15 protein-coding genes are annotated in these 23,280 nt (G+C 65.2%); 6 read left to right on the forward strand and 9 right to left on the reverse strand.

All coding sequences use genetic code 11. The features are described 5' to 3' along the window. Positions 1–340 precede the first annotated feature (340 nt). Together AWB78_RS32885 and AWB78_RS32890 are read left to right on the forward strand one after the other, a co-directional pair. On the forward strand, positions 341–3,121 hold the full coding sequence (locus AWB78_RS32885) for a DUF4118 domain-containing protein (RefSeq protein ID WP_062610803.1): 2,781 nt from the start codon (positions 341–343) through the stop codon (positions 3,119–3,121). A 66-nt stretch (positions 3,122–3,187) separates the two neighbouring features. Continuing rightward, positions 3,188–3,772 carry a GNAT family N-acetyltransferase gene (locus AWB78_RS32890; RefSeq protein ID WP_062610804.1) on the forward strand — a complete coding sequence of 195 codons (585 nt, stop codon included), beginning with the start codon at positions 3,188–3,190 and terminating at the stop codon, positions 3,770–3,772. Here AWB78_RS32890 and AWB78_RS32895 read toward each other — a convergent pair. Next, a complete protein-coding gene (locus tag AWB78_RS32895; protein WP_062610805.1) occupies positions 3,756–4,655 on the reverse strand; it encodes a LysR family transcriptional regulator in 900 nt (299 codons plus the stop codon). The genes AWB78_RS32890 and AWB78_RS32895 overlap by 17 nt on opposite strands. Positions 4,656–4,763: 108 nt before the next feature. Between AWB78_RS32895 and AWB78_RS32900 the strand changes: the two genes are divergently transcribed. Further along, complete coding sequence (locus tag AWB78_RS32900; RefSeq protein ID WP_062610830.1) at positions 4,764–5,612, forward strand: nitrilase-related carbon-nitrogen hydrolase; 849 nt, start codon at positions 4,764–4,766, stop codon at positions 5,610–5,612. 89 nt (positions 5,613–5,701) lie between these two features. Beyond that, complete coding sequence (locus AWB78_RS32905; protein ID WP_062610806.1) at positions 5,702–6,979, forward strand: amidohydrolase family protein; 1,278 nt, start codon at positions 5,702–5,704, stop codon at positions 6,977–6,979. A gap of 356 nt (positions 6,980–7,335) precedes the next feature. Here AWB78_RS32905 and AWB78_RS32910 read toward each other — a convergent pair whose 3' ends face one another. After that, complete coding sequence (locus AWB78_RS32910; RefSeq protein ID WP_062610807.1) at positions 7,336–9,102, reverse strand: SulP family inorganic anion transporter; 1,767 nt, start codon at positions 9,100–9,102, stop codon at positions 7,336–7,338. A gap of 50 nt (positions 9,103–9,152) precedes the next feature. Next, a complete protein-coding gene (locus AWB78_RS32915; protein ID WP_062610831.1) occupies positions 9,153–10,574 on the reverse strand; it encodes a DUF2252 domain-containing protein in 1,422 nt (473 codons plus the stop codon). 355 nt (positions 10,575–10,929) lie between these two features. On the opposite strand from AWB78_RS32915, the gene AWB78_RS32920 reads away from it, so the two are divergent. After that, positions 10,930–11,148, forward strand: a complete 219-nt coding sequence (locus tag AWB78_RS32920) for a hypothetical protein (RefSeq protein ID WP_062610832.1) — start codon at positions 10,930–10,932, stop codon at positions 11,146–11,148. 62 nt (positions 11,149–11,210) lie between these two features. Here AWB78_RS32920 and AWB78_RS32925 read toward each other — a convergent pair whose 3' ends face one another. From AWB78_RS32925 to fixL, 6 genes are all read right to left on the reverse strand, one after another. Next, entirely contained in the window at positions 11,211–13,322 is a 2,112-nt protein-coding gene (locus AWB78_RS32925; RefSeq protein ID WP_062610808.1) for a M3 family metallopeptidase, read from the reverse strand. Between the two features lie 188 nt (positions 13,323–13,510). Continuing rightward, on the reverse strand, positions 13,511–14,365 hold the full coding sequence (gene folD / locus AWB78_RS32930; RefSeq protein WP_062610809.1) for a bifunctional methylenetetrahydrofolate dehydrogenase/methenyltetrahydrofolate cyclohydrolase FolD: 855 nt from the start codon (positions 14,363–14,365) through the stop codon (positions 13,511–13,513). Positions 14,366–14,579: 214 nt separating this feature from the next. Continuing rightward, positions 14,580–15,482 carry a DUF2950 domain-containing protein gene (locus tag AWB78_RS32935; RefSeq protein ID WP_232477973.1) on the reverse strand — a complete coding sequence of 301 codons (903 nt, stop codon included), beginning with the start codon at positions 15,480–15,482 and terminating at the stop codon, positions 14,580–14,582. Between the two features lie 59 nt (positions 15,483–15,541). Then, positions 15,542–16,930, reverse strand: a complete 1,389-nt coding sequence (locus AWB78_RS32940) for a DUF3300 domain-containing protein (RefSeq protein WP_062610811.1) — start codon at positions 16,928–16,930, stop codon at positions 15,542–15,544. 167 nt (positions 16,931–17,097) lie between these two features. Beyond that, complete coding sequence (gene fixJ, locus AWB78_RS32945; RefSeq protein WP_014190971.1) at positions 17,098–17,733, reverse strand: oxygen response regulator transcription factor FixJ; 636 nt, start codon at positions 17,731–17,733, stop codon at positions 17,098–17,100. After that, positions 17,730–20,264, reverse strand: a complete 2,535-nt coding sequence (gene fixL, locus AWB78_RS32950) for an oxygen sensor histidine kinase FixL (protein WP_062610812.1) — start codon at positions 20,262–20,264, stop codon at positions 17,730–17,732. The genes fixJ and fixL overlap by 4 nt, the downstream gene beginning before the upstream one ends. Before the next feature lie 281 nt (positions 20,265–20,545). Here fixL and aceE point away from each other — a divergent pair, with 281 nt between their 5' ends. Further along, positions 20,546–23,239, forward strand: a complete 2,694-nt coding sequence (gene aceE, locus AWB78_RS32955) for a pyruvate dehydrogenase (acetyl-transferring), homodimeric type (RefSeq protein ID WP_062610813.1) — start codon at positions 20,546–20,548, stop codon at positions 23,237–23,239. The last annotated feature ends 41 nt before the right edge of the window (positions 23,240–23,280 follow it).

Consider the following 23,280-nt stretch of genomic DNA (forward strand, 5'->3'; position numbering starts at 1 on the left):
CGCGATCCAAGCCCGGAGAGTTTTGTGAGGGCACTCGCTACTGCCGGACCACGAGAGTGCTTCTGTGCCGGGGCCGGCATGAAGTACTTTGGATGGGGATAGCTGTTTCTTTGGTTACTTTCTTTGCAGCAGCAAAGAAAGTGACTGCCGCCCCGCACAGGGGCAGTGCTAATAGACCGACGCGAATACGGGAAGTCCATAGAAGCCGAACGCAAAGTTAGCAGCAGCAAAGAAAGTGACTGCCGCCCCGCACAGGGGCAGAGCAAATAGACCGACGCGAAAACAGGATTCCATAGAAACGCAAAAGCAACCGAACCAAGCGCCAGCAAAGCAAACCCCCATGCCTCGCCCAACCCCCGAAGAACTCCTCGACAAACTCCACCGCGAGGAAGAAAAACGCCAACGCGGAAGACTGAAGATCTTCTTCGGCGCCTCCGCCGGCGTAGGCAAGACCTTCACGATGCTGCAAGCCGCGCGCCGCCGCCGCGACGAGGGCGTGGAGGTGGTCATCGGCGTGGTCGAAACCCACGGTCGCAAGGAAACACTCGCGCTGCTCGAAGGCCTCGAAACGCAGCCGCCCGCGCGCATCGAATACCGCAACCGGATACTCGCCGAATTCGACCTCGACGCAGCCCTCGCAAGAAAGCCGCAACTGATCCTCGTCGACGAGCTCGCGCATTCCAACGTGCAAGGCTCGCGCCACATGAAGCGCTGGCAGGACGTGCAGGAGCTGCTCGACGCGGGCATCGACGTCTACACGACCGTCAATGTCCAGCACCTCGAAAGCCTGAACGATATCGTCGGCCGCATCACCGGGATTCGCGTCTGGGAGACCGTGCCCGACCGCGTGTTCGATCTCGCCGATGAAGTCACGCTCGTCGATCTGCCGCCCGAGGAACTGCTCGACCGCCTGCGCGACGGCAAGGTCTATCTGCCGCAGCAGGCCGAACACGCGGTGCGCAACTTCTTTCGCAAAGGCAACCTGATCGCGCTGCGCGAACTGGCGTTGCGCCGCACGGCCGACCGCGTCGATGCGCAGATGCGCGAGTACCGCGCCGACCAGTCGATCGAACGCATCTGGCGCGCGCGCGAGCGGCTCATCGCGTGCATCGGGCCGGGACCGGAAAGCGCGACGCTCGTGCGCGCCGCCGCGCGTCTCGCCGCCGCGCTCAAGGCCGACTGGCTCGCGGTCTACGTCGAAACGCCCAGGCTGCAACGCCTGTCCGACGACCTCAGAAAGCGCACGCTCGACGCGCTCAAGCTCGCCTCCGAACTCGGCGCCGAAACCGTCACGCTCGCCGGCGCCGATGCCGCCGCGACGCTCATCGACTATGCGCACATGCGCAACGTGTCGAAGCTCGTGGCGGGCGCGTCGGCGGCGCAGGGCTGGCGGCGCATCGTCGAGCGGCCGGTGAGCGAGCGCATCATCCGGCAGGGATCGGATATCGACGTGACGCTCGTGTCGGCCGGTACGCGCGACGAGCCGCGCCGCACGCTCGCCGACGCCATCGGCACATGGCGCGACGGCGCGCATTCGCCGCCGCGCGCGTATCTGCAGGCGCTCGCGATCGGCGCGGGCATCACGCTCGTCGCAGCCACGCTGGCCGCGCACCGGTTCGCGATCACGAACCTCGTGATGCTCTATCTGCTCGGCGTGATCTTCGCGGCGGTGCGGCTCGGGCGCGGGCCGGGCGTGATGCTGTCGTTTCTATCGGTCGCCGCGTTCGACTTCTTCTTCGTGCCGCCCGAGCTTTCTTTCTCCGTGACGGACACGCAATACCTGCTGACCTTCATCGTGATGCTGCTGACGTCGCTGACCATCAGCCATCTCACGTCGAGCCTGCGGCGCGAGGCGCGCATCGCGTCGCAACGCGAGCGGCGCACGGGCGCGATGTACGCGATGACGAAAGAACTCGGCGCCGCGCTGATGACCGAGCAGATCATCGAGATCGGCACGCGGCATGTCGCCGAAGTGTTTCAGGCGAAGGTCGCGATGCTTCTGCCCGATGCCGCGGAGAAAGTGCGGCAGAAAGTGGGCGAGCCGAATCCGGACGTGACGCTCGACGCCGCGCGTCTCGATCTCGACATCGCGCAATGGGTCTACGATCAGCAGAAGCCGGCCGGGCGCGGCACCGAAACCCTGCCCGCGAGCCAGGCGCTCTATCTGCCGCTGAAAGCACCGATGCGCACGCGCGGCGTGCTCGCGCTTCGCACCGAACGCGAGGGCGAGCTCGCGGTGCCCGAGCAGCGCCGCATGATCGAGACGTTCGCGTCGCAGATCGCGCTCGCGCTGGAGCGCGTGCATTACGTCGAGATCGCGCAGGACGCGCTCGTCAACATGGAATCGGAGCGCTTGCGCAACTCGCTCCTGTCCGCGATCTCGCACGATCTGCGCACGCCGCTCACGTCGATCGTCGGCTTCGCTTCGGTGCTCGAGGAGCAGGCGCGCGAGGCGGGCGGCAGCCCGCAGACATCGCGTGAACTCGTGCAGGCCATCCACGAAGAAGCGCTGCGCATGAGCGGGCTCGTCACGAATCTGCTCGACATGGCGCGTCTGCAAGCGGGCGCGATACGCCTGAATCGCCAATGGTCGATGCTCGAGGAGACCGTCGGTGCGGCGCTCGCCACGTCGCGGCGCGTGCTCGCGGGCCGGCCGGTGCAGGTGCGCGTGCCGGCGCATCTGCCGCTTCTGCAGCTCGACGCCGTGCTGATGGAGCGGCTCTTCGCCAACCTGCTGGAAAACGCCGCGAAATACACGCCGCCCGGCACGCCGATACGGATCGGCGCGGCGCTGGAGCACGACGCCGACGCGCGCTTCGTGCGCGTGTGCATCGATGACGAAGGCCCCGGCGTGCCGTCGGGCATGCAAAACCGTCTCTTCGACAAGTTCACGCGCGGCGAAAAGGAATCGGCGCAACCGGGCATCGGGCTCGGTCTCGCGATATGCCGCGCGATCGTCGAGGCGCATGGCGGGCAGATCGGCGTCGAGAATCGCGCGGACGCGAGCGGCCGCACGCAAGGCGCGCGTTTCTGGTTCACGCTGCCCGCGAACGATGCGCCGCCCGAAGACGTGCTGCCCGACGAGGAAGCCGAATCGAAGTCGTCCGGGCCGGAAGCATGACCGGCGACGGCGTCGATCGGCATCGCGGCTTATGATGTCGGCTCACGCAAAACACGCAATCCAACGATGAGCCAACCGACCCTGACCGGCGCACGCGTCCACCTCCGCCCGCTGCAACGCGATGACCGCGCCGCCTTGCTCGACGCCGCCGCCGATGGCGCGCTCTGGAATCTGCGTGTGACGGTCGTGCCTGACGAAGACACGATCGACCGCTATATCGACACCGCGCTCGCGGGCCGTGAAGCGGGCACGGTGATGCCCTTCGTCATCGTGCAGGCCGATGATGGGCGCATCGTCGGCAGCACGCGTTACTGGAAGATCGATCGCGTGAACCGCAAGCTCGAGATCGGCCATACGTGGCTCGCGGCGTCGACGCAGCGCACGGGCATCAATACCGAAGCGAAGTATCTGCTGCTCGCGCATGCGTTCGAAACGATGCACTGCGTGCGCGTGCAGTTCACCACCGACGAGCTCAACGAGAAGTCGCGCGCGGCGATCCTCGGCATCGGCGCGAAAGAAGAGGGCGTCGTGCGGCACGAGCGCATCATGCCCGATGGCCGCAAGCGCAACTCGGTGCGCTTTTCGATCATCGACGACGAATGGCCCGGCGTCAAAGCGATGCTGCTCGCCAAGCTCAGTCGTCGGGCGTAGCGCGCGCCTTCAATGTCTTCACGCGCGCTTTCATGAACGCGACGAAACCGCGTGTCACCGTGTCATCGCGTGCGGCTTGCCATGCGAGACCGACGCGCCATCGTGCGGCCCGATCACGCAAGGTCAGCACGCGCGCATCGCGCAGCAAACATTGCGCGCGCGATGGCAGGAATGCCGCGCCCACGCCGCCCGCCACCGACGCCAGCACGGACTGGATGTCGTCCGCTTCCTGAATCACGCGCGGCACGAAGTCGTGCTCCGCGCACCAGCGGTCGATTTGCGCGGCAAGTCCCGGCCCGCGCGTGCGCGACAGCGCGATGAACCCCGGCTCGTTCAACTCATCCAGATTCGCGGGCAGGCGCTTGTGGCGCGCGTGCTCGGGCACGGCGAGCGCGAGCGTTTCGTCGAGCATCGTGAAACCCGACAGCCCGCTATCCGTGGGCATGCGCATGAAGCCGACATCGAGCTTGTTGGCGAGGATGCGGCGCGTCTGCTCGTGCGACGACAGATCGTGCAGCGTGATGCTCACGCCCGGATTGAGCGCGCCGAATTCCGCGATCAGCCTGGGAACATGCGTGAGCGTCGACAGACACAGGCCGACGCGCAAGAACCCACGCGTGCCGCTCGCCGCTTCGCGCGCGCGGGCGAGCACGGCATCGGCGTCGCGCACGAGCGCTTGCGCATCGGCGATGAAGCTCGCGCCGAAGGTCGTCAGGTCCGCGCCGTGACGGCCGCGTTCGAACAGGCGCGCGCCGAGGCTTTCTTCGAGTGCGGCGATCTGCTTGCTGAGCGCGGGCTGGCTCAGATGCAAGGCGTCGGCGGCGCGGCCGAAATGGCGCAGCTCGGCAATCGTGAGAAAGGCGCGCAGGAGTCGGAGTTCCATTTCAGGTTCGATTCCAATTGGCGATCGAATCGATCGAAACATTCATTTTACTTATCGATGCGCGAGCGGTTCAATGAGGCCATCTACTCGATTTCGCCGGGGTTTCGCATGGATGCCGCTTCGTTTCGTGTCGCTGTGCTTGCGTTGAATTCATCGCATGAAGATGCGGCGCGCAACTGCTCTCGTATTGCCGCGCAACTCGCTCGAGCCGCGCGTGAAGACGTGCAGCTCGCGGTGTTTCCGCAGTCCAGCATCAGCGCGCCGGACGACGAAGCGCGCGCCGAGCCGTTCGACGGACCTTCGATCGACGCGATCGCCGCCGCCGTCGATGAGACCGGGGTCGCGGCGGGCGTCGGCTGGATCGAGCGCACGGAGGACGGGCGTCTCTTCGACAGTTACGCGATCTGCTTTCCGGGCGGCATGCGCGTGCGCCATCGCAAGCTGCATGCGGCGCAACGTCGTCTGCACGGCGGCGACCGCTTCACGGTGCTCGATGCGCCGTTTGGCATACGCATCGGCATATTGATCGGCGAGGACAACGATGTCGTCGAGAACGTGCGGATGACGGCGCTCATGGGCGCGACGCTGCTCATCGCGCCGATGCGCGGTGACCGGTCGCATCGCGCGACGCTCGCCGCGCGCGCGGCCGACAACGGCATGTACATCGCGTACAGTCACACGGCCCGCGAGGAATCGATGATCGTCGGTCCCGATGGCCGCGTGCTCGCGTGCCGCGCGTCGGCGCAAGATGGCCTCATCGTCGCGGACGTGAATCCGTCGCTGGCCGAGGCGAGCATCGGCCGTCAGGCATTGGCCGCGCGCCGGCCCGATCTCTACGCGCCGCTCGCGCGTCGAGGCAATGCGTATCCGCTCACGCCGGAACCGGAACGCGCGAGGCCGCGCGGTTCGCTGCCGCTCAGTTTCGCGGTGATCGGACGTCATCGCGCGATGCGTTGAATCGAGCCTCCGCACGGCATTTCTGTCCCGATACAATCGGAACGAATCGGAACGAATCGGACGAACAGCCAGGGACGGAGGTTTCGCACATGGATTTGATCATTCGCCGCGCGGCGCTCGCGGATTCGCGCGGGCTCGTCGATATCGGCATGGAAGCGGGGCGCATCGCCGCGATCGAGCCGCATCTCGCGGCCGCCGCGCGCGAGGAAATCGATGCGAACGGCTCGCTCGTCACCGCGCCTTTCGTCGACGCGCATTTCCACATGGACGCCACGCTCTCCTACGGCCTGCCGCGCGTGAATGCGTCGGGCACGCTGCTCGAGGGCATCGCGCTGTGGGGCGAGCTGAAGCCCGATCTCACGCAGGAAGCGCTCGTCGAGCGCGCGTTGCAGTATTGCGACTGGGCCGTCGCGCGCGGGCTGCTCGCGATCCGCTCTCATGTCGATGTCTGCGATCCGCGCCTGCTCGCGGTCGAAGCGCTCGTCGAAGTGAAGCGGCGCGTGAAGCCGTATCTCGATCTGCAGCTCGTCGCGTTTCCGCAGGACGGCGTGTTGCGCAGCGCGGGCGCGTTCGACAACCTGAAGCGCGCGATTGCGCTGGGCGTCGATGTCGTCGGCGGCATTCCGCACTTCGAGCGCACGATGGCCGACGGCGCGGCATCCGTGAAGCTCTTGTGCGAATATGCGGCGGAGCAGGGCTTGCGCGTCGACATGCACTGCGACGAATCCGACGATCCGATGTCGCGTCACATCGAAACGCTCGCGGCTGAAACGCATCGCCTTGGCCTGCACGGACGCGTGACCGGCTCGCATCTCACCTCGATGCATTCGATGGACAACTACTACGTCAGCAAGCTCATTCCGCTGATGCGCGAGGCGGGTGTATCGGCTGTCGCCAATCCGCTCATCAACATCACGCTGCAAGGGCGCTCGGACACGTATCCCAAGCGCAGGGGCATGACGCGCGTGCCGGAACTGATGGCCGCGGGCATCGACGTCGCGTTCGGCCACGACTGCGTGATGGACCCGTGGTACAGCCTCGGCTCCGGCGACATGCTCGAAGTCGCGCACATGGGCCTGCATGTCGCGCAGATGACGGGCGTGGACGCGATGCGCGCGTGCTTCGATGCGGTGACGAAGAACCCGGCGCGCATTCTCGGGCTGGAGGGCTACGGGATCGACGTGGGATGCAATGCGGATTGCGTCGTGCTCGATGCGCGCGATCCGATCGAGGCGATCCGGCTGAGGGCGGCGCGCACGGCGGTGGTGCGAAGGGGAAAGGTGGTGAGCCGAAGTCCCGCCGCGCGCGCGACGCTCACGCTGGAAGGACGGCCATCGGAGGTCGACTTCAGGATCGACAGGCGATAGCGAGACAGCGGCCTTCTCGTGGCGCGACGTCAGCGATTCAACTGCTTCACAGCGCGAGCCTTCTCCGCATTCGCGTCCTTGAGAAGACGATAGGAAGCGTAGTACTTTTAGATGTTTCTGGGATCAAGCGGCGCTCGAGCATCGCGTCGAAATCGCCGCGCCAGGGCTTGTTGGTGAGATTCATCCGGCGCGAAGGACTCGCGGCAGGTGGCGCGGACGCCGCGGGCGCCGACGCCGGCGATGCCTGCGGTGCTGGCGCGCAAGGCGGGCTCCGCACAAGCAGCGCAATGACGATCAGGCTCGTCCCCGGCTATGTGCGATGGCAGCGCATCATATGCACCGTTGTGGCTCGTTTATCACGTCACGGCACGGTCCTCCGGCGGCGTGCCGCTTCCCGTTGCAGAACCGCCCTGAAATTCGTCGATGACATCGGCCACTGCGAAATGTCGGTCGAGCGCGCCGACCTGCTCTTCCACGCCCTCTCTGCGCAGGATGTCCCGCACCGCCGCGTGGGCTTCGACGAGCCGAAATCCGATGTCCGCCGCCCGCAGTTCCGCGTGCAAGGTCGCGAGCATGCGCGCCCCGGCAAGATCGACGGCAGGCGACGTCGACAGATCGCAGATCACCAGTCGAGGCTTCACCGGGTTCGCGCGGATGCTTTGCCATACCATCGCGCGGACATGTTCCACATTGAAGTAGAAGAGCGACGTTTCCACGCGGAACATCAGCACGTCGGGAATGGTCTCGTTGTCAGGATGGCGTTCGAGATCGGAAAAGCGGCGCGTGCCGGGAATGCGTCCGAGAACGGCGACGCGCGGGTGCGCCGCGCGCCTGATGAGCAGGAGCATCGAGAAGACCATCGCCACGATCACGCCCTGCAGGATGCCGAGCAACAACACGGCGGCGAAGGCCACGCCTGCAATGCAGAACTCGTAGCGGTTGACTCGCCAGACATGGCGCAACTCGCGCACGTCGACCAGCCCCTTCACGGCGACGAGCACGATCGCCGCAAGCACGACGCTCGGAAGATTGCGCAGCAGATCGGTCAGGAACAGCAGGCTCAGACCGATCGTCACCGAGGCGAACACCAGGGCGAGAGGCGTCCTCGCGCCGGCCTTGTCATTGACCGAGGATTGCGAAAGGCCGCCGGCCACCGGATACCCCTGGAACAGGCCCGCGGACAGATTGGCGGCGCCCAGCCCGAGCAGTTCCTGGCGCGCATCGATTTCGTAGCCGTTCGCCCGTGCGATGGCACGCGCAGCCGACACGCTTTCGACGTAGGAGAGCAGAAGGCACGCGAATGCGAGCGGCACGATGCCGTCCACGTCGCGCACGCGCAGACCCGGCAGATGGAACTCCGGCAGGCCGCGCGGCAGCTGGCCCACGACCTTGAAGCCCATGTCGCCAAGCGGCGTGACCGAAAGCAATACGATGGACAACACGACGACCAGGAGCGCCACCGGCCGGCCCGGAAGAAACTTTTCGCCGAGCAGCAGCAGGACGATTGCGACGATGCCGAAGGCAAGCACGGCGTAATGGGTCTGGGGCAACTGCCCGGCGAGCACGATGACGCGCTCGTAGAATTGCTCCCCGCCGCCCGGTACGCCGAACAGCTTGGGCAGTTGCGTCAGTGCGATCGTGAGGGCAGCGCCCGCCTTGAAGCCGAGAAGGATCGTCTCGCTGATGAAGTTGACGAGCGAGCTCAGTCGCAGGATCCAGGCGGCCAGGCACATGGCCGCGACGAGCATCGCGGTCAATGCCGCGATCGACGCGAAGCGCGCCGGGTCGCCGCCGGCCATGCCGGCCACCGTCACGCCGACGAGCATCGAGATCGCCGATGTCGGCCCGATTGCGAGCTGACGCGAAGAACCGAATAAGGCGTATGCAAGGCCGCCCGCCAGATAGCAGTAGATACCGTATTGCGGCGGCAGCCCCGCGAGCGTCGCGTACGCCAGCGATACCGGTATGCCATACGCCGCGAGCGTCACGCCGGCGACGGCATCGTGCGTGAGCCAGCGCGGCTGGTAGCCGTGCAGCCATTGCGCCAACGGGAACCTGGCGCGCGCATCGGCCGGGTCGGTCGATTTCGCGATCTCGCCGGCCGGACTCATCTTGTCGCTCATGGCAACACCTCCTCCGGCCCGCCGGTCGGATTCGCTAAGGGGCAGCCGTCCTATACCTCGATCGTCGCCTCGATTCGCCCTTCGCGGATGGCGCGCACGAACGCGCGGTAGTCCCGTCGGTTCTGGGCGCTGTAATCGGTGGCGAATTCGGTGATCGCATCGTCGAAGGTCTGCCCTGAGCCCAGGTAGCCCGCGATCATCGCGGCATCGCCCGAGCGTGCGTGGGCCCGGGCCAGCGCGTGCGCGCACATGCGCGCGTACTGCCGCAGCAGGCCCGCATCGAGATCGTCGATGATCACGGACATCTTCATGTCCCGAAGCTGGCGGATGTAGAAATCGCGGCCGTTGCCGCCTCGTGTCCATCCGAGAAACACGTCGCTGGCGGCCTGCATGATGCGCTGGCCCGCGATCACGCGCTGCCCGTGATTGGGATGCCGGCTCTTGCCCGCATAAGGTTCGAGCACCGAGGTCCGCGCCTCCTTCACCTGCAGGAACAGCGGATCGTTGTTCCCGGCCATGAAGAGGCCCACTCCGCACATCGTTCCCACGCTCCCCACGCCGACCACCTTGATGGCCATATCGATGAAGCTGTAGCGGTCGAACAGGGTGCGGATATGCTCGGGCAGGCTCTCGCGATACGCATCGATCGCCTCCGCATAGCCGGAGGCAAGGCCGGGCGCCATGTCCTCCGTCGGATGGAAGATGAGCGGCGGATCGTCCTTGATTCTCGGCAGCGTGCCTGCGTCGGAGACGAGTTTCGGATAAAGATGTTCGGGGACGGTCTTGCGGCGCGCGTCATCGATGCGCTGCGCGATTCGCTTGCGTGCCTCGGCCATGACGGCGGGATCGCCCGAGCGGTCTTCGTACTTCTGCAGATCGATGCGGTCGTACCAGACATCGAGCGCCCTCATCGACGCGTAGTCGCGCATCCGCTCGCGATACTCGCGCACCAGCCCCGAGACCATTCGTGCGCCCTCGCTGGGAGGAAACGCCAGGTGTTCCGCGGCGATCTCCACGCTCGCCGCCAGCCTTTTGAGGTCCCACTCGAACGGCGCGGGCAGCGTCTCGTCGAGATCGTTGATGTCGAAGATCACGTTGCGCTCCGGCGTCGCGAAGCCGCCGAAGTTCATCAGGTGCGCGTCTCCGCATGCCTGCACCCGGATGCCGCTGGTCGGCGTGGTGGCGAGGTCGGCGGCCATCAGCGCGGCCGCGCCGCGATAAAACGCAAACGGCGATGCCGACATTCGCCCGAAACGGACAGGAATCAGGCCTGGAAGGCGGCCTTCGTTCGATTCGATCAGGATCTGCACCGGGTCGACACGCTTCTCAGCCGGCTTCCATCCGGCCTGTGACGGGCGCGGCACCGAGTCCCGCAGCGCCCGGCCCTGAGCGGCGCGGTCGTCGGCGGACTGATAGGTGGTCTCCGAGCTGGAGCGCGTACGGGAAGGCTTTGAATTCACTGCTTTATCCATGTCCGCTCCGGTCGGAAACACTGCGTGCTTCGCGGCGTCGGTCGATGTGCGAGCGACGCGCAAGGATGTGCTGATTGCCGGCTGGCCCGTCATCCCGTCGCCATTGCGACGATGCCGTACTCAGCGCAAATGCCCGGCGTGTCATGAAGCCTATGCTTGAAGACTAGGAATTTCGTTGCCTTGAATCAAGCAATAGACGCGGCGTAGCGAACATGCGCGAGCTATGTAAGCCCGTTGTTACCGGCAATGTGCCCGACGTCGACACGGCTGCCGTTTCGTGCGGGAATGCCCCGCGCGGCCGATGGCCGGATTGCCTCGGTCGACGCCGAGCGCTTTCATCGATGTGGAGACGAACATGAAATTCGACTACAAGCACTTCAGTATCGACGCTTCGTGTCTCGAGGAGGGCGGCCGATACTATGCCCGCGCGAAAATTTTCCAGCGCACGTCGGTGGCCGACGATGCCCGCGAAGTGAAATGGTCAGGCGACATCGGCGACTATCGAAGCGACGCCGATGCGGTCGAGGCCGCGCAGCGATGGGCGCGTCAATGGTGCGACGAGAACGAACACTGAAGCGGGACGCAAAAAAAAACCCCGGCCCGATGGGCCGGGGTTGCTCGCCAGGCCAGGCGCTATCAGTGCGCCGCCTGTCCCGACATCCCGTTATGACGCAACAGCGCGTCGATATCCGGCTCCCGCCCGCGGAACGCCTTGAATGAGTCCATCGCGGGGCGGCTGCCGCCCACTTCGAGAATCTCGCGGCGATAGCGCGTGCCCGTCAACACATCCAGCACCGAGCCGTTGCCGGCCTTCGCGGCTTCCTCGAATGCGGCGTAGGCATCGGCGGACAGGACTTCGGCCCACTTGTAGCTGTAGTAGCCCGCCGCATACCCGCCCGCGAAGATATGGCTGAACGTGTTCGGCCAGCGCGAGAAGGGCGCCTGCGGGATCACATGGAACTTCTCGTTGATCGCGCGCGCGAGGTCGTTGACGTTCTGCGTCGCGTTGGCGGGATCGTAGGACGTGTGCAGCACCATGTCGAACATCGAGAAGACGATCTGGCGCAGCGTGCCGAGACCGCTCTGGAAGTTCTTCGCGGCGAGCATCTTGTCGAAGAGCTCGCGCGGCAGCGGCGCGCCGGTGTCGACGTGCGCGGACATATCGGTCAGCACGTCCCACTCCCAGCAGAAGTTCTCCATGAACTGCGACGGCAGCTCGACCGCATCCCATTCCACGCCGTTGATGCCCGACACGCCAAGCTCGTCGACGCGCGTCAGCATGTGATGCAGGCCATGCCCGAACTCGTGGAACAGCGTGATGACTTCATCGTGCGTGAAGCACGCGGGCTTGCCGCCCACCGGCGCGGAGAAGTTGCAGGTGAGATATGCGACCGGCGTCTGCACGCCGCCTTGCATGCGCTTGTGACGCGAGCGGGCGTCGTCCATCCAGGCGCCGCCGCGCTTGCCTTCGCGCGCGTAGAGATCGAGATAGAACTGCGCGACGAGCGTGCCGTCCTTGTTCTCGACGCGGAAGAAGCGAACATCAGGATTCCACACGGCCGCTTCGTCGCGGCGGATCGACACGTTGAAGAGCGTCTCCGTGACCTTGAAGAGGCCCTTCAGCACGGCTTCCTGCGGGAAGTACTGCTTCACTTCGTTCTCGGAGAACGAGTAGCGCTTCTGACGCAGCTTCTCGGCCGCATACGCGATGTCCCACGGCTGCAGCTCGGGCATGCCGAGCTCGGTCGCGGCGAACGCGCGCAGCTCCATCCAGTCGTTATCGGCGTAGGGACGGGCGCGCTTCGCGAGATCCTCGAGGAACGCGATCACTTGCGCGGGCGATTCGGCCATCTTCGGCGCGAGCGACACTTCCGCGAAGTTCTGGTAACCGAGCGTCTTCGCTTCTTCCTCGCGCAGCTTCAGATGCTCGACGACATTCGCGGTGTTGTCCCAGTCGGCACGGCCGTCGCCATAGGTTTCGCCGAGCTCGGACGCACGCGTGACATACGCGCGATACATCGCTTCGCGCATTGGGCGATGTTCGGCATACTGCAGCACCGGGAAATACGACGGGAAATGTAGCGTGAACTTCCAGCCTTCCTTGCCGTCGCGCTGCGCGGCTTCGCGGGCCGCTTCGATGACGTCGTCGGGCAGGCCGGCGAGATCGCGTTGCTGCGTGACGATATACGCGTAGGCGTTGGTGGAATCGAGCACGTGGTCGGAGAACGCCTTCGAGAGCGCCGCCTGCTCTTCCTGCAATTGCGCGAAGCGCGGCTTGCGGTCTTCGGGCAGTTCGGCGCCCGACAGACGGAAATCGCGCAGCGAGTTCTCGAGGATCTTCTTGCGCTCGGCGGACAATCCGGCGAATTCCGGTCCGGCGGCGATCGCCTTGTACTTCTCGTAGAGCGCGAGGTTTTGACCGACACTCGCGGAAAATTCAGTGACGCGCGGCAGGTTTTCCGCATGCGCGGCGCGCAGTTCGGGGGTGTCGGCAACGGCGTTCAGATGGCCGATGACGCCCCACGCGCGGGAAAGCTTTTCCGATTCCTGCTCCAGGCCCTCGACGACGTCCTTCCAGGTCGCGGGTGTATCGGGGGCGCTTGCGCGGTCGACGGCGGCTTTCGCATTGGCGAGCAGCACATCGAGTGCCGGCGTGACGTGAGCGGGCTGAATCTCGCCGAAGCGCGGGAGATCGGAAAAATCGAGCAGCGGATTGGCCGCTGCCGTGGTGGACGTGTTATCGCTCATGGCTCTCCCGTTCTGGTGTTGGGTGAAGCGCAGGCGGGGGAGGATTGCATCCGGCATCCGGCATCCGGCATCCGGGCGCCCCGCGCCGGCTCTTCTCGAGATTATTGGGGCGGGCGGGGCAAATTCCAATGGATTGTTTTTAAGGGGCCGATTGGCAGGCCCCTTCGCGCAGGGCGCGAGACGATTTATTACGCCCGTGCCGCGCGCTCGGCCGCCTCGATCGTGTTGACGAGCAGCATCGTGATGGTCATCGGGCCGACGCCGCCCGGCACCGGCGTGATATGGCCGGCCACTTCCTTCACGCCCGCGAAATCGACGTCGCCGCACAGCTTGCCTTCGTCGTTGCGGTTCATGCCGACGTCGATCACGGTCGCGCCGGGTTTCACCATGTCGGCGGTCACGATATTGCGGCGGCCGACCGCAGCGACGATCACATCGGCGTCGCGCGTGTGCTTCGCGAGGTCGCGCGTCTTGCTGTGGCAGATGGTGACGGTCGCGCCGGCTTCGAGCAGCAGCAGCGCCATCGGCTTGCCGACGATGTTCGAGCGGCCGATCACCACCGCGTTCGCGCCTTTCAGGTCGATCTCGTGCGCCTCGAACATCTTCATCACGCCGTAGGGCGTGCACGGGCGAAAGAGCGGCTTGCCGGTCAGGAGCGCGCCCGCATTGGCGACGTGAAAGCCGTCGACGTCCTTCGCGGGCGCGATCGCCTCGATGACCTTGTGGCTGTCGATATGCGCGGGCAGCGGCAGTTGCACGAGAATGCCGTGGATCGACGGATCGGCGTTGAGCTTCGCGATGTGCGCGAGCAGTTCGGCTTCGGAGAGCGTCGCGGGGAAGCGGTCCATCACCGAATGCAGGCCGTTGTCGTGGCACGCTTTCACCTTGTTGCGCACGTAGACTTCGCTGGCGGGATTGTCGCCGACGAGCACGACGGCGAGTCCCGGCTTGTGTCCACGTCCGGTGAGGGCGGCGGCGCGCGCGGCGACATCGGCGCGAAGGGTCTTGGAAAGGGCGTTGCCGTCGATGAGTTGGGCAGTCATGGCGAATCGGATCGAGGATGGGCGAGGGCGCGCGAGGGCGTGAAGCCGTCGCCGTGCCCGCCGCTCTGTGCGGCTGCGGTGCGCGGCGCTCGCGCATGTTGCCGGGCGCTCGATTTCGACGATCTTCGAAAACCGCGCCCGTGAGAAGGGCGAAATTATACCGCCGGGCGCCTTCTCACGTTCCGATGCCCCGTTCCCGAGGTGTCGCCGATGTCTACGGCGACACCTGTTGCCACGACGAATCCGGGTCGAACGACTGGATGGCCGCCGCCCGTTTCGTCGATGCCGGGCCGAGGTCCTTCTCGTAGACCTGGCCGTCCTGATTGACGATGAAGGTCATGACGCCGGTCTGGCCGTAGCGCGCGGGCGTGGCAATCAGGCCGAAGCCGCCGGTCAGCTTGCCGCCTTCCGCGTAGTGCTTCGCGCCGCCTTTCGCATGCGGACCCTGCGACGTCAGGATGCGGTAGTGATAGCCGTAGTAGCCGTCCGCCGCGCTCGGCTTGTTCGGCATCATCGCCGCAAGCGGCCCGAGCGGGCTGTCCGGCTCGCCGGCCGCCGTCTTCCAGTAGAGGCCGTCGTGCTTGCCGGGCGTGGAGACGAGGCGGTCGGCGTAGTGGTTCGTCGCCTGGTGATAGTCGCTTTGCGCGGCGATGTACGCGAGCGCGACCTGCATCGCCGAGCGCTCGTTGCGGCCGATGCGCCGCGTGAGCACTTCGTCGCGCGCGGCGCGCATGTCGAAGCGCCAGCCGTTCGCGACCTTGATGAGCGGAATCGGCAGCGTCCAGCCGCTCGTGCCCGCTTCGATATGCGCGGCCGGATGGCCGTCGACCGGCTGCGCATCCTCGACGATGCGGTGCTGCTGCGACCACGCGCCGAGATACGCATAGATGTCCTGCTCGCCGATGCTGTCCTCCGGCACGTAACGGCCGTGGTCCTTGCCGAGCACCTTGGCGAGCGCGGTTTCGTCGTTGCTCGCGATGGCGTCGGTGAGCGCCTGCGCCGCGGCTTCGGCGGTGGGATACACGGCCTGCGCGCGTGCGAGCGATGCGCCGAGCGCGAGCGAAGCGGCGATGACCGCGCACAGGACTGGCTTCTTCGATGAGGCGAATGCTTGCATGTCGGGCTCCTGGTTCTGGCGTGCGCCGCTCGCGCGGCGTTTGACGATGGGCGCGCTCATCAACGGCGGAACCCTCCGCCACCGCCGCCGCCTCGCTGGAACCCGCCGCCGCCGTGCTGAAACCCGCCGCCGCCCGCGGCGCGCCCGCCGCCTTCGCGCTGAACGCCGCCGCCTCCCGCGCCAAACCCTCCGCCCGCGCCGCCCTGATGCTGCACGCCGCCGCCGCCCGCGCCGGGCCGGTTCTGCGCCTGATTCGCGTACGACTGCCGGCTCGCCTGTCCGCGCTGGATGTCCTGCCTTGCGCCGTTGCCGTCGCCCGCGCCGCGCAGCGCGTTGTCCCGATTCACGTTCTGCGAGCGCTGCTTCAGATCGCTGGTGTCGCGGGCGTTCGGCCCGCCCTCCTGACGGATGCTCTGCACGCGCTGGCTCGCCGGCTCGTTGAGGTTCTGCCCCGTGCGCTGCTGCAGCGTCTGGGCTGCCTGCGCGCGCGCATCCTCGCGGCCGCGATACTGGTTGGCGTTCGCGCCGAGGTTCGCGTTGTTCAACGTGTTCTGCCGGTTCGCGACATTGGTCCGGTTGAACTGCGGATCGTTGCGGTTCCAGCGCACGTTGTTGCTGTTCGAGCTGATGCGATTGTTCACGTTGATGTTGTTGTAGCGGTTCACGTTGACGTTCACATCGCCGCGATTCCAGTCGCAATTGCCCCACAGCGAATTCGCGACCGCGATGCCCGCGCCGAACGCGAGTCCTGTCATGAACCCCGATGCGATCGCATAGCCGGGCGGCGGCGGCACATAGACCGGCGGATACGCCGGATAAGGCCACGTGCCGTAGACGACCGTCGGGTTATACGTCGGTACGTAGACCACTTGCGGATTGGCCGGCTCGATCTGGATCGTCGTGGTGCTGCTGCTCGGCGCCTGCTGCACGACGACTTTCTGCTGCTCGGTCGTCTTGAGATTGCCCGCGCTCTGCGCCGCGCGCCGCAGACGCTGCACCGAATCCATCACGTCGCTGGGCTGCGCGATGAAGGCGTTGCCGAGCTGTGTCACCCAGTCGATCTTGGAGGCCATCGTCTCGAGCGCCTGCGGGAACGCGACGAGCGACTGCACGCTCGGATCCCACGGTTCGGACTGCACGGCTTTCACGGCGTCGTCGCCCTTGACGTTCTGATTCGCCTTCGACCACGCGGCCGCTTCGGTGATCTGCGATGGATACGTCGACGCCATCAATACCTGCGCGAGCAACGCATCGGGATAGAGCGCGACGGGCGCGGTCAGCGCATCGAGCTGCTCGTTCGTGAGCTTCTGGCCGGCCGGCGCATTGGCCTGTGCCAGCGCGTCACCCGAATGCGCCGCGAGAAGCGGCATCGTCGCGAGCGTGATGGCGAGCGCGATCGCTCTCAGTGTGCCGATACGCGAACCAATGACACGAATTCGTTTCGACATCGAATCCCCCGTACAAGAGCCGGCGTGATTCAGCCAATATCACTTTTCACTTCGGCAGACAACGGGACTTCGGAAGGAGGAAGACGCGGGCGCATTCGCTCGGGAGCACGCCGGTAAAGACGCGGCCGGCATGACGATGCCGGCCGCGAAGGGAGAGGTTGAAGCCGTTACTGTTGCGGCTTGTTCGACAGCGCGAGACGCAGCAGATCGGCGACGGTGTTCACGGAGAGCTTCTCCATGATGTTCGCGCGATGCGCTTCGACCGTCTTGATGCTGATGCCGAGATCGTCGGCGATCTGCTTGTTGAGGCGCCCCGCGATGATGCGCTCGAGCACCTGATGCTCGCGCGCCGTCAGCTTGCCGAGCCGTTCGGCCGCGGCGCGCTGCTGCTGGACGCTGGTGCTTTCGCTGCGCGCCTTTTCCAGCATGCGCTCCACGAGCTTGCGCAGCTCGGCTTCGTCGAAGGGCTTTTCGATGAAGTCCATCGCGCCTTTCTTCATGGTCGAGACGGCCATCGGCACGTCGCCGTGACCGGTCACGAAGATGATCGGCAGCAGCGAATTTTCGGCGATGAGCTTCTCCTGCAATTCGAGCCCCGTCATGCCGGCCATGCGCACGTCGAGGATCAGGCAGGAGATCGCGCCGGAATGGGAAATCGGCAAATAGACGTCGAGGAACGATTCCGCGCTGGAGAAACACTGAACGCGATAGCCGTTTGCTTCGAGCAGCCAGCGCAAGGAATCACGCACGGCTTCGTCATCGTCGACGACGAAGACGGTTTCCTGGGTGGTGACTGTGCTCATAGTTCTCCCGTAACTGTTTGTTGTCTCGTATGTTCGTCCTGCGCATCCATGCCGCCCGTGCCCGACGAGCCGTCCACGGCGCCGATCGGCAGGCTGCAGTGGAAGGTCGCGCCGGTCACGTGGCCGTCCGCTTCGACGTTGTTGACCACCCAGAGGCGTCCGCGATGCGACTCGATGATCGAGCGGCAGATGTTCAGCCCCATGCCCATGCCGTCTGACTTGGTGCTGTAGAACGGCTCGAAGAGGCGCTCGGCGGTGGCTTCGTCCACGCCCGGACCCTGATCGACCACGCTGATGCACACGAAGCCGCCGTCATGGCGCTGCACGACTACGCGTATCACCGGATCGACGGCGTTTGGTTTCGCATCATGCATCGCCTCGGCCGCGTTTTTCAACAGGTTGACCAACACTTGTTCGATCAGAACCGGATCGACGTAGATCACCGGCATGCGCGAGCGGATTTCGGTGAGGATGCGGATCTTGCGTTTGCGCGCCTCGATCTCGGCGAGACCGACCGCGTCCGCGACGATATCCGCGACGCGCGCGGCCTGGCGCTTGGGCTCGCTGCGCTTCACGAACTCGCGGATGCGCTTGATGATCATGCCCGCGCGCACGGCCTGCTGCGCGGTCTTTTCGAGCACGGGGAGCAGCGTTTCCTGCGTCATGCGGCCGGACTTCACCATCGCGACGCAGCCCGAGCAGTAGTTGTTGATCGCGGCGAGCGGCTGGTTCAGCTCGTGCGCGAGCGACGAGGCCATTTCGCCCATGGTCATCAGGCGGCTCGTGAACTGCAGCTTCTCTTCCTGCTGATGCGCGAGTTCCTGCGCCTGCTTGCGCTGCGTGATGTCGGTCGCGATCTGCATCTGCGCGAGATGGCCGTCGACCCACTGGATGTACTGGCGGCGCACCTCGAACCACTTCTGGATGCCATCGACATAGACTTCCTGCGCATCCGCCGAGCTCTCGGTCAGCGCGGTCGCGGGCAGACCCGCGTAGGTGTCCACCATGTCGATGGTGTCGGACGAGCTTTGCGCGCTGCCGTCGAACGCGGCGCCCGCGAGCTCCAGATGGCCGTCCGGACGGATGCCGAAGAGATGCCGGTAATAGCGGTTCGCGAAGAGCAGTTCGGCTTCGTCGGCGGCGAGCACGGAGACGGCGGCGTCGAGGCTTTCGAGCACCGTGGTGAAGCGTTCGTGCGCGGCGGCGAGTTCCTCGCGCGCGCGCTTCGGCTCGGTGATGTCCGTCATCGACGACATCCAGCCGGTCTGGCGGCCCGAACTGTCGATCAGCGGCGAGACGTACAAGCGCGCGTGGAAGAACGAGCCGTCTTTACGGCGCACGCGCAATTCGAAGCCCGAAGAGGGCGCCTTGCCGCGCAAGGTCATGTCGAGCTGACGCTGCATCTCGGGATACGCGTCGCGCGGCCAGTAGGGGAACGGCGCGTTCTTGCCGACGAGATCGCTTTCGTCCCAGCCCGTCATGCGGCAGAACGCGGGATTCACGTGCGTGATGCGTCCGTGCATGTCGAGCACGCGCATGCCGATCAGCACCGAGTTTTCCATCGCGCGGCGGAAGAACGCTTCGGCATAGAGCGCCTGCTGCGCCTCGAAGCGCTGGCGCGTGTGCTTCCACAAACTCCACAGGCTCCACAGCACGAAGCAGGACAAACCGGCGACGAGCCATACGAGGGTGTTATTGGTGAAGTTCGTGAGCTGCGGATAGGAATACACGCGCACCGACAAACCCTGGCCCGGCGGATCGAGCGGCAGGTCGTAGAACATGTCGCGCGGCAGGCGCGGGCGGCTCGACGTGGTCGCGAGCTCGCGGTTGTTCAGATCGGTGATGGAGATCTTGTATTTCGCCGACAACTCGCTGGGAATGTCGTGCTTCAGGATGCCTTCGATCGAGAACACCGCGGCGATCGAGCCGAGAAACTCGCGGTCGCGGAAGACCGGCGTCTGCAGCGTGATATAGCCGTTGCCGAGGTCGTCGTAGAGCAGCGGCGAGTAGACTTGGCGTCGGGTGGTGCGCGCTTCGTCGAAGGCGGCCTGCAGGGCTTCGTCCATCTGCGTTTCGTTAGGCTTCGCGAGACGCGATCCGAGCACGGGCAGCGGCGTATTGGGCCAGCGCGGCTTATGCTCGCTCGTGTACCAGTTCATGTAGAGGATCTCGGGATGCCCCTGCATGATGTCGGTGGACGAGGTCTGGAAGTTTTGCGGATCGCCGTGGCCGGTCGCGAGATCGCGCGAGAGCGCCTGAATCTGCTCCTGCGCGCCGGTCATCGACAGACGAATCTGCTGCTGCGCCCACGCGACATTCCGGTAAAGCGTGTCTTCCTGCTGCTGTTGCTCGCGCCGGTTGAGACTCCAGAGGATGAGACTCATCACGACCAGAAATACCAGGATCGAAATGAGCGGCGTGAGTAAATAGGAGTTCGACCACCACGGTCCGTGGTGCCAGCGGGAAGGGGAGGCGTCGGTCGGCTTGCGCGCGGACCTCGCCGAGCGTTTGATCAGCCGTTCGGTCAACATGGAAGCGATTGTAACGCAGCGCCTGATTGTTAATTAGCGTAAAAAGACGGTAAAGAAGGCTCGATTGCAGGAAAAGGAGGAGAAACATCTGAACAAAAAAGTCTTATCGGACGGTGCGTTGCAGCAATTTTTCGTATGGTGAGATGAACTCTCATGATTTGAAAAATTCCTTGCGTCATGGTCTGGACCGTCTTTAGAATTGCCGGCACGCGGCCAGTGCCCGCCTTCGATCGGGCGTGCGCCGGCGGTTCTCAGAGTGTTCCTCACATCAGGAGACGAGCATGTCCGCTGTACCCGACGAAGTTCTCAAATATGTCGCCAACGCCAAGGACGACGATCCTCAGGAAACCGCCGAGTGGCTGGACGCGCTCGATGGCGTGATTTCCGCGGTCGGTCCCAATCGCGCGCACTACCTGATCGAGAAACAGATCGAATTCGCTCGCGTACACGGCGAGCACCTGCCGTTCTCGGCGAACACGCCGTACATCAACACGATCCCCGTCGCCTCGCAGTCGAAGATTCCGGGCGATCAGGACATCGAACACCGCATCCGCTCGTACACGCGCTGGAACGCCATCGCCATGGTGCTGCGCGCGGGCAAGGACACGAACGTCGGCGGCCACATCGCGTCGTTCGCTTCCGCCGCGACGCTCTACGACGTCGGCTTCAATCACTTCTGGCATGCGCCGTCGAAGGATCACGGCGGCGATCTCGTGTTCGTGCAGGGCCACTCGTCGCCGGGCGTATACTCGCGCGCGTTCCTGCTCGGCCGCCTGACCGAGAAGCAACTGAACAACTTCCGCCAGGAAGTGGGCGGCGAGGGCATCTCGTCGTATCCGCACCCGTGGCTGATGCCGGACTTCTGGCAGTTCCCGACCGTGTCGATGGGCCTCGGCCCGATCATGGCCATCTATCAGGCGCGCTTCATGAAGTACATGGCGGCGCGCGGCATGGCGAAGACCGAAGGCCGCAAGGTCTGGGCGTTCCTCGGCGACGGCGAAACGGACGAGCCGGAATCGCTCGGCGCGATCGGCATGGCCGGCCGCGAGCGTCTCGACAACCTCGTGTTCGTCATCAACTGCAACCTGCAGCGTCTCGACGGCCCGGTGCGCGGCAACGGCAAGATCATCCAGGAACTGGAAAGCGAGTTCCGCGGCGCGGGCTGGAACGTCATCAAGGTGATCTGGGGCAGCCGCTGGGATGCGCTCTTCGCGCGCGACAAGACCGGCGCGCTGATGCGCCGCATGATGGAAGTCGTCGACGGCGAGTACCAGACGTACAAGTCGGAGTCGGGCGCGTTCGTGCGCGAGCACTTCTTCAACACGCCGGAACTGAAGGCGCTGGTCGCCGACTGGTCCGATGACGACATCTGGAACCTGAACCGCGGCGGCCACGATCCGCACAAGATCTACGCGGCTTTCGACGCAGCGACCAAGACGAAGGGCGCGCCGACCGTCATCCTCGCCAAGACCATCAAGGGCTATGGCATGGGCGAGCATGGTCAGGCGATGAACATCACGCACCAGCAGAAGAAGCTGCCGATCGACACGCTGAAGAAATTCCGCGATCAGTTCCGTCTGCCGCTGACCGACGAGCAGATCGCCGACGTGCCGTATCTCACGTTCGAGGAAGGCTCGAAGGAGCTCGAGTACATGCGCCAGAAGCGCATGGACCTCGGCGGCTACCTGCCGACGCGCCGCGAAAAGGCCGAATCGCTGCCGGTGCCGGCGCTCTCCGCGTTCGAGCCGCTGTTGAAGGGCACGGGCGAAGGCCGCGAGATCTCCACGACGATGGCGTTCGTGCGGATCCTCAACATCCTCCTGAAGGACAAGGCGCTCGGCAAGCGCGTCGTGCCGATCGTCCCGGACGAGTCGCGCACCTTCGGCATGGAAGGTCTGTTCCGCCAGATCGGCATCTGGAATCAGGAAGGCCAGAAGTATGTGCCGGAAGATTCCGACCAGCTGATGTTCTACAAGGAATCGGAAACCGGTCAGATTCTGCAGGAAGGCATCAACGAAGCCGGTGGCATGTGTGACTGGATCGCGGCCGCGACGTCGTACTCGACGCACGGCGAGATCATGATCCCGTTCTACATCTTCTATTCGATGTTCGGCTTCCAGCGCATCGGCGATCTGGCGTGGGCCGCGGGCGACATGCGCTCGCGCGGCTTCCTGCTGGGCGGCACCGCGGGCCGCACGACGCTCAACGGCGAAGGCCTGCAGCACGAAGACGGCCACTCGCTGCTGTGGGCGGCGTCGATCCCGAACTGCGTGAGCTACGACCCGACCTTCGGCTACGAACTCGCGGTCATCATGCAGGACGGCCTGCGCCGCATGGTCGCGGAGCAGGAGGACGTGTACTACTACATCACGGTGATGAACGAGAACTACGAGCACCCGGCGATCCCGCAGGGCGATGCCGTGGCTTCGGACATCATCAAGGGCATGTACGCGTTCAGGAAAGCCGACGCGGCAGGCAAGGCGCACGTCCAGCTGATGGGCGCGGGCACGATCTTCAACGAAGTGATCGCCGCCGCCGAACTGCTGAAGAACGACTGGGGCGTCAGCGCCGATCTCTGGAGCGTGCCGAGCTTCACCGAACTGGCCCGCGACGGTCAGGCGTGCGAGCGCTACAACCTGCTGCATCCGACGGAAGAGAAGCGCCTGCCGCACGTCACGGCGCTGCTCAAGGACGCGAAGGGTCCGGTGATCGCATCGACGGACTACATCCGCGCGCTCGTCGACCAGATCCGTGGCTATGTGCCGCAGAAGTTCGTGGTGCTCGGCACTGACGGCTACGGCCGCTCGGATACGCGCGAAGCACTGCGCCACTTCTTCGAAGTCGACCGCTACTGGGTGACGCTGGCCGCGCTGAACGCGCTGGCCGACGAAGGCACGATCGAGCGCAAGGTCGTCGCTGAGGCGATCAAGAAGTACAACCTCGACCCGTCCAAACCCAACCCGATGACCGTCTAAAGGCATCGCCCCCGTGTGTTGTGACGCGGCCTCTTTCCGAA

This window comes from Caballeronia calidae, from assembly GCF_900044055.2.
GTDB classification, from domain to species: domain Bacteria; phylum Pseudomonadota; class Gammaproteobacteria; order Burkholderiales; family Burkholderiaceae; genus Caballeronia; species Caballeronia calidae.

Excerpts from the sequence above, each read along its gene's own strand:
- AWB78_RS32885 (WP_062610803.1), top strand. The coding sequence starts at position 341 with ATGCCTCGCCCAACCCCCGAAGAACTCCTCGACAAACTCCACCGCGAG.
- AWB78_RS32890 (WP_062610804.1), top strand. The coding sequence starts at position 3,188 with ATGAGCCAACCGACCCTGACCGGCGCACGCGTCCACCTCCGCCCGCTG.
- AWB78_RS32895 (WP_062610805.1), bottom strand. The coding sequence starts at position 4,655 with ATGGAACTCCGACTCCTGCGCGCCTTTCTCACGATTGCCGAGCTGCGC.
- AWB78_RS32900 (WP_062610830.1), top strand. The coding sequence starts at position 4,764 with ATGGATGCCGCTTCGTTTCGTGTCGCTGTGCTTGCGTTGAATTCATCG.
- AWB78_RS32905 (WP_062610806.1), top strand. The coding sequence starts at position 5,702 with ATGGATTTGATCATTCGCCGCGCGGCGCTCGCGGATTCGCGCGGGCTC.
- AWB78_RS32910 (WP_062610807.1), bottom strand. The coding sequence starts at position 9,102 with ATGAGCGACAAGATGAGTCCGGCCGGCGAGATCGCGAAATCGACCGAC.
- AWB78_RS32915 (WP_062610831.1), bottom strand. The coding sequence starts at position 10,574 with ATGGATAAAGCAGTGAATTCAAAGCCTTCCCGTACGCGCTCCAGCTCG.
- AWB78_RS32920 (WP_062610832.1), top strand. The coding sequence starts at position 10,930 with ATGAAATTCGACTACAAGCACTTCAGTATCGACGCTTCGTGTCTCGAG.
- AWB78_RS32925 (WP_062610808.1), bottom strand. The coding sequence starts at position 13,322 with ATGAGCGATAACACGTCCACCACGGCAGCGGCCAATCCGCTGCTCGAT.
- folD (WP_062610809.1), bottom strand. The coding sequence starts at position 14,365 with ATGACTGCCCAACTCATCGACGGCAACGCCCTTTCCAAGACCCTTCGC.
- AWB78_RS32935 (WP_232477973.1), bottom strand. The coding sequence starts at position 15,482 with ATGCAAGCATTCGCCTCATCGAAGAAGCCAGTCCTGTGCGCGGTCATC.
- AWB78_RS32940 (WP_062610811.1), bottom strand. The coding sequence starts at position 16,930 with ATGTCGAAACGAATTCGTGTCATTGGTTCGCGTATCGGCACACTGAGA.
- fixJ (WP_014190971.1), bottom strand. The coding sequence starts at position 17,733 with ATGAGCACAGTCACCACCCAGGAAACCGTCTTCGTCGTCGACGATGAC.
- fixL (WP_062610812.1), bottom strand. The coding sequence starts at position 20,264 with ATGTTGACCGAACGGCTGATCAAACGCTCGGCGAGGTCCGCGCGCAAG.
- aceE (WP_062610813.1), top strand. The coding sequence starts at position 20,546 with ATGTCCGCTGTACCCGACGAAGTTCTCAAATATGTCGCCAACGCCAAG.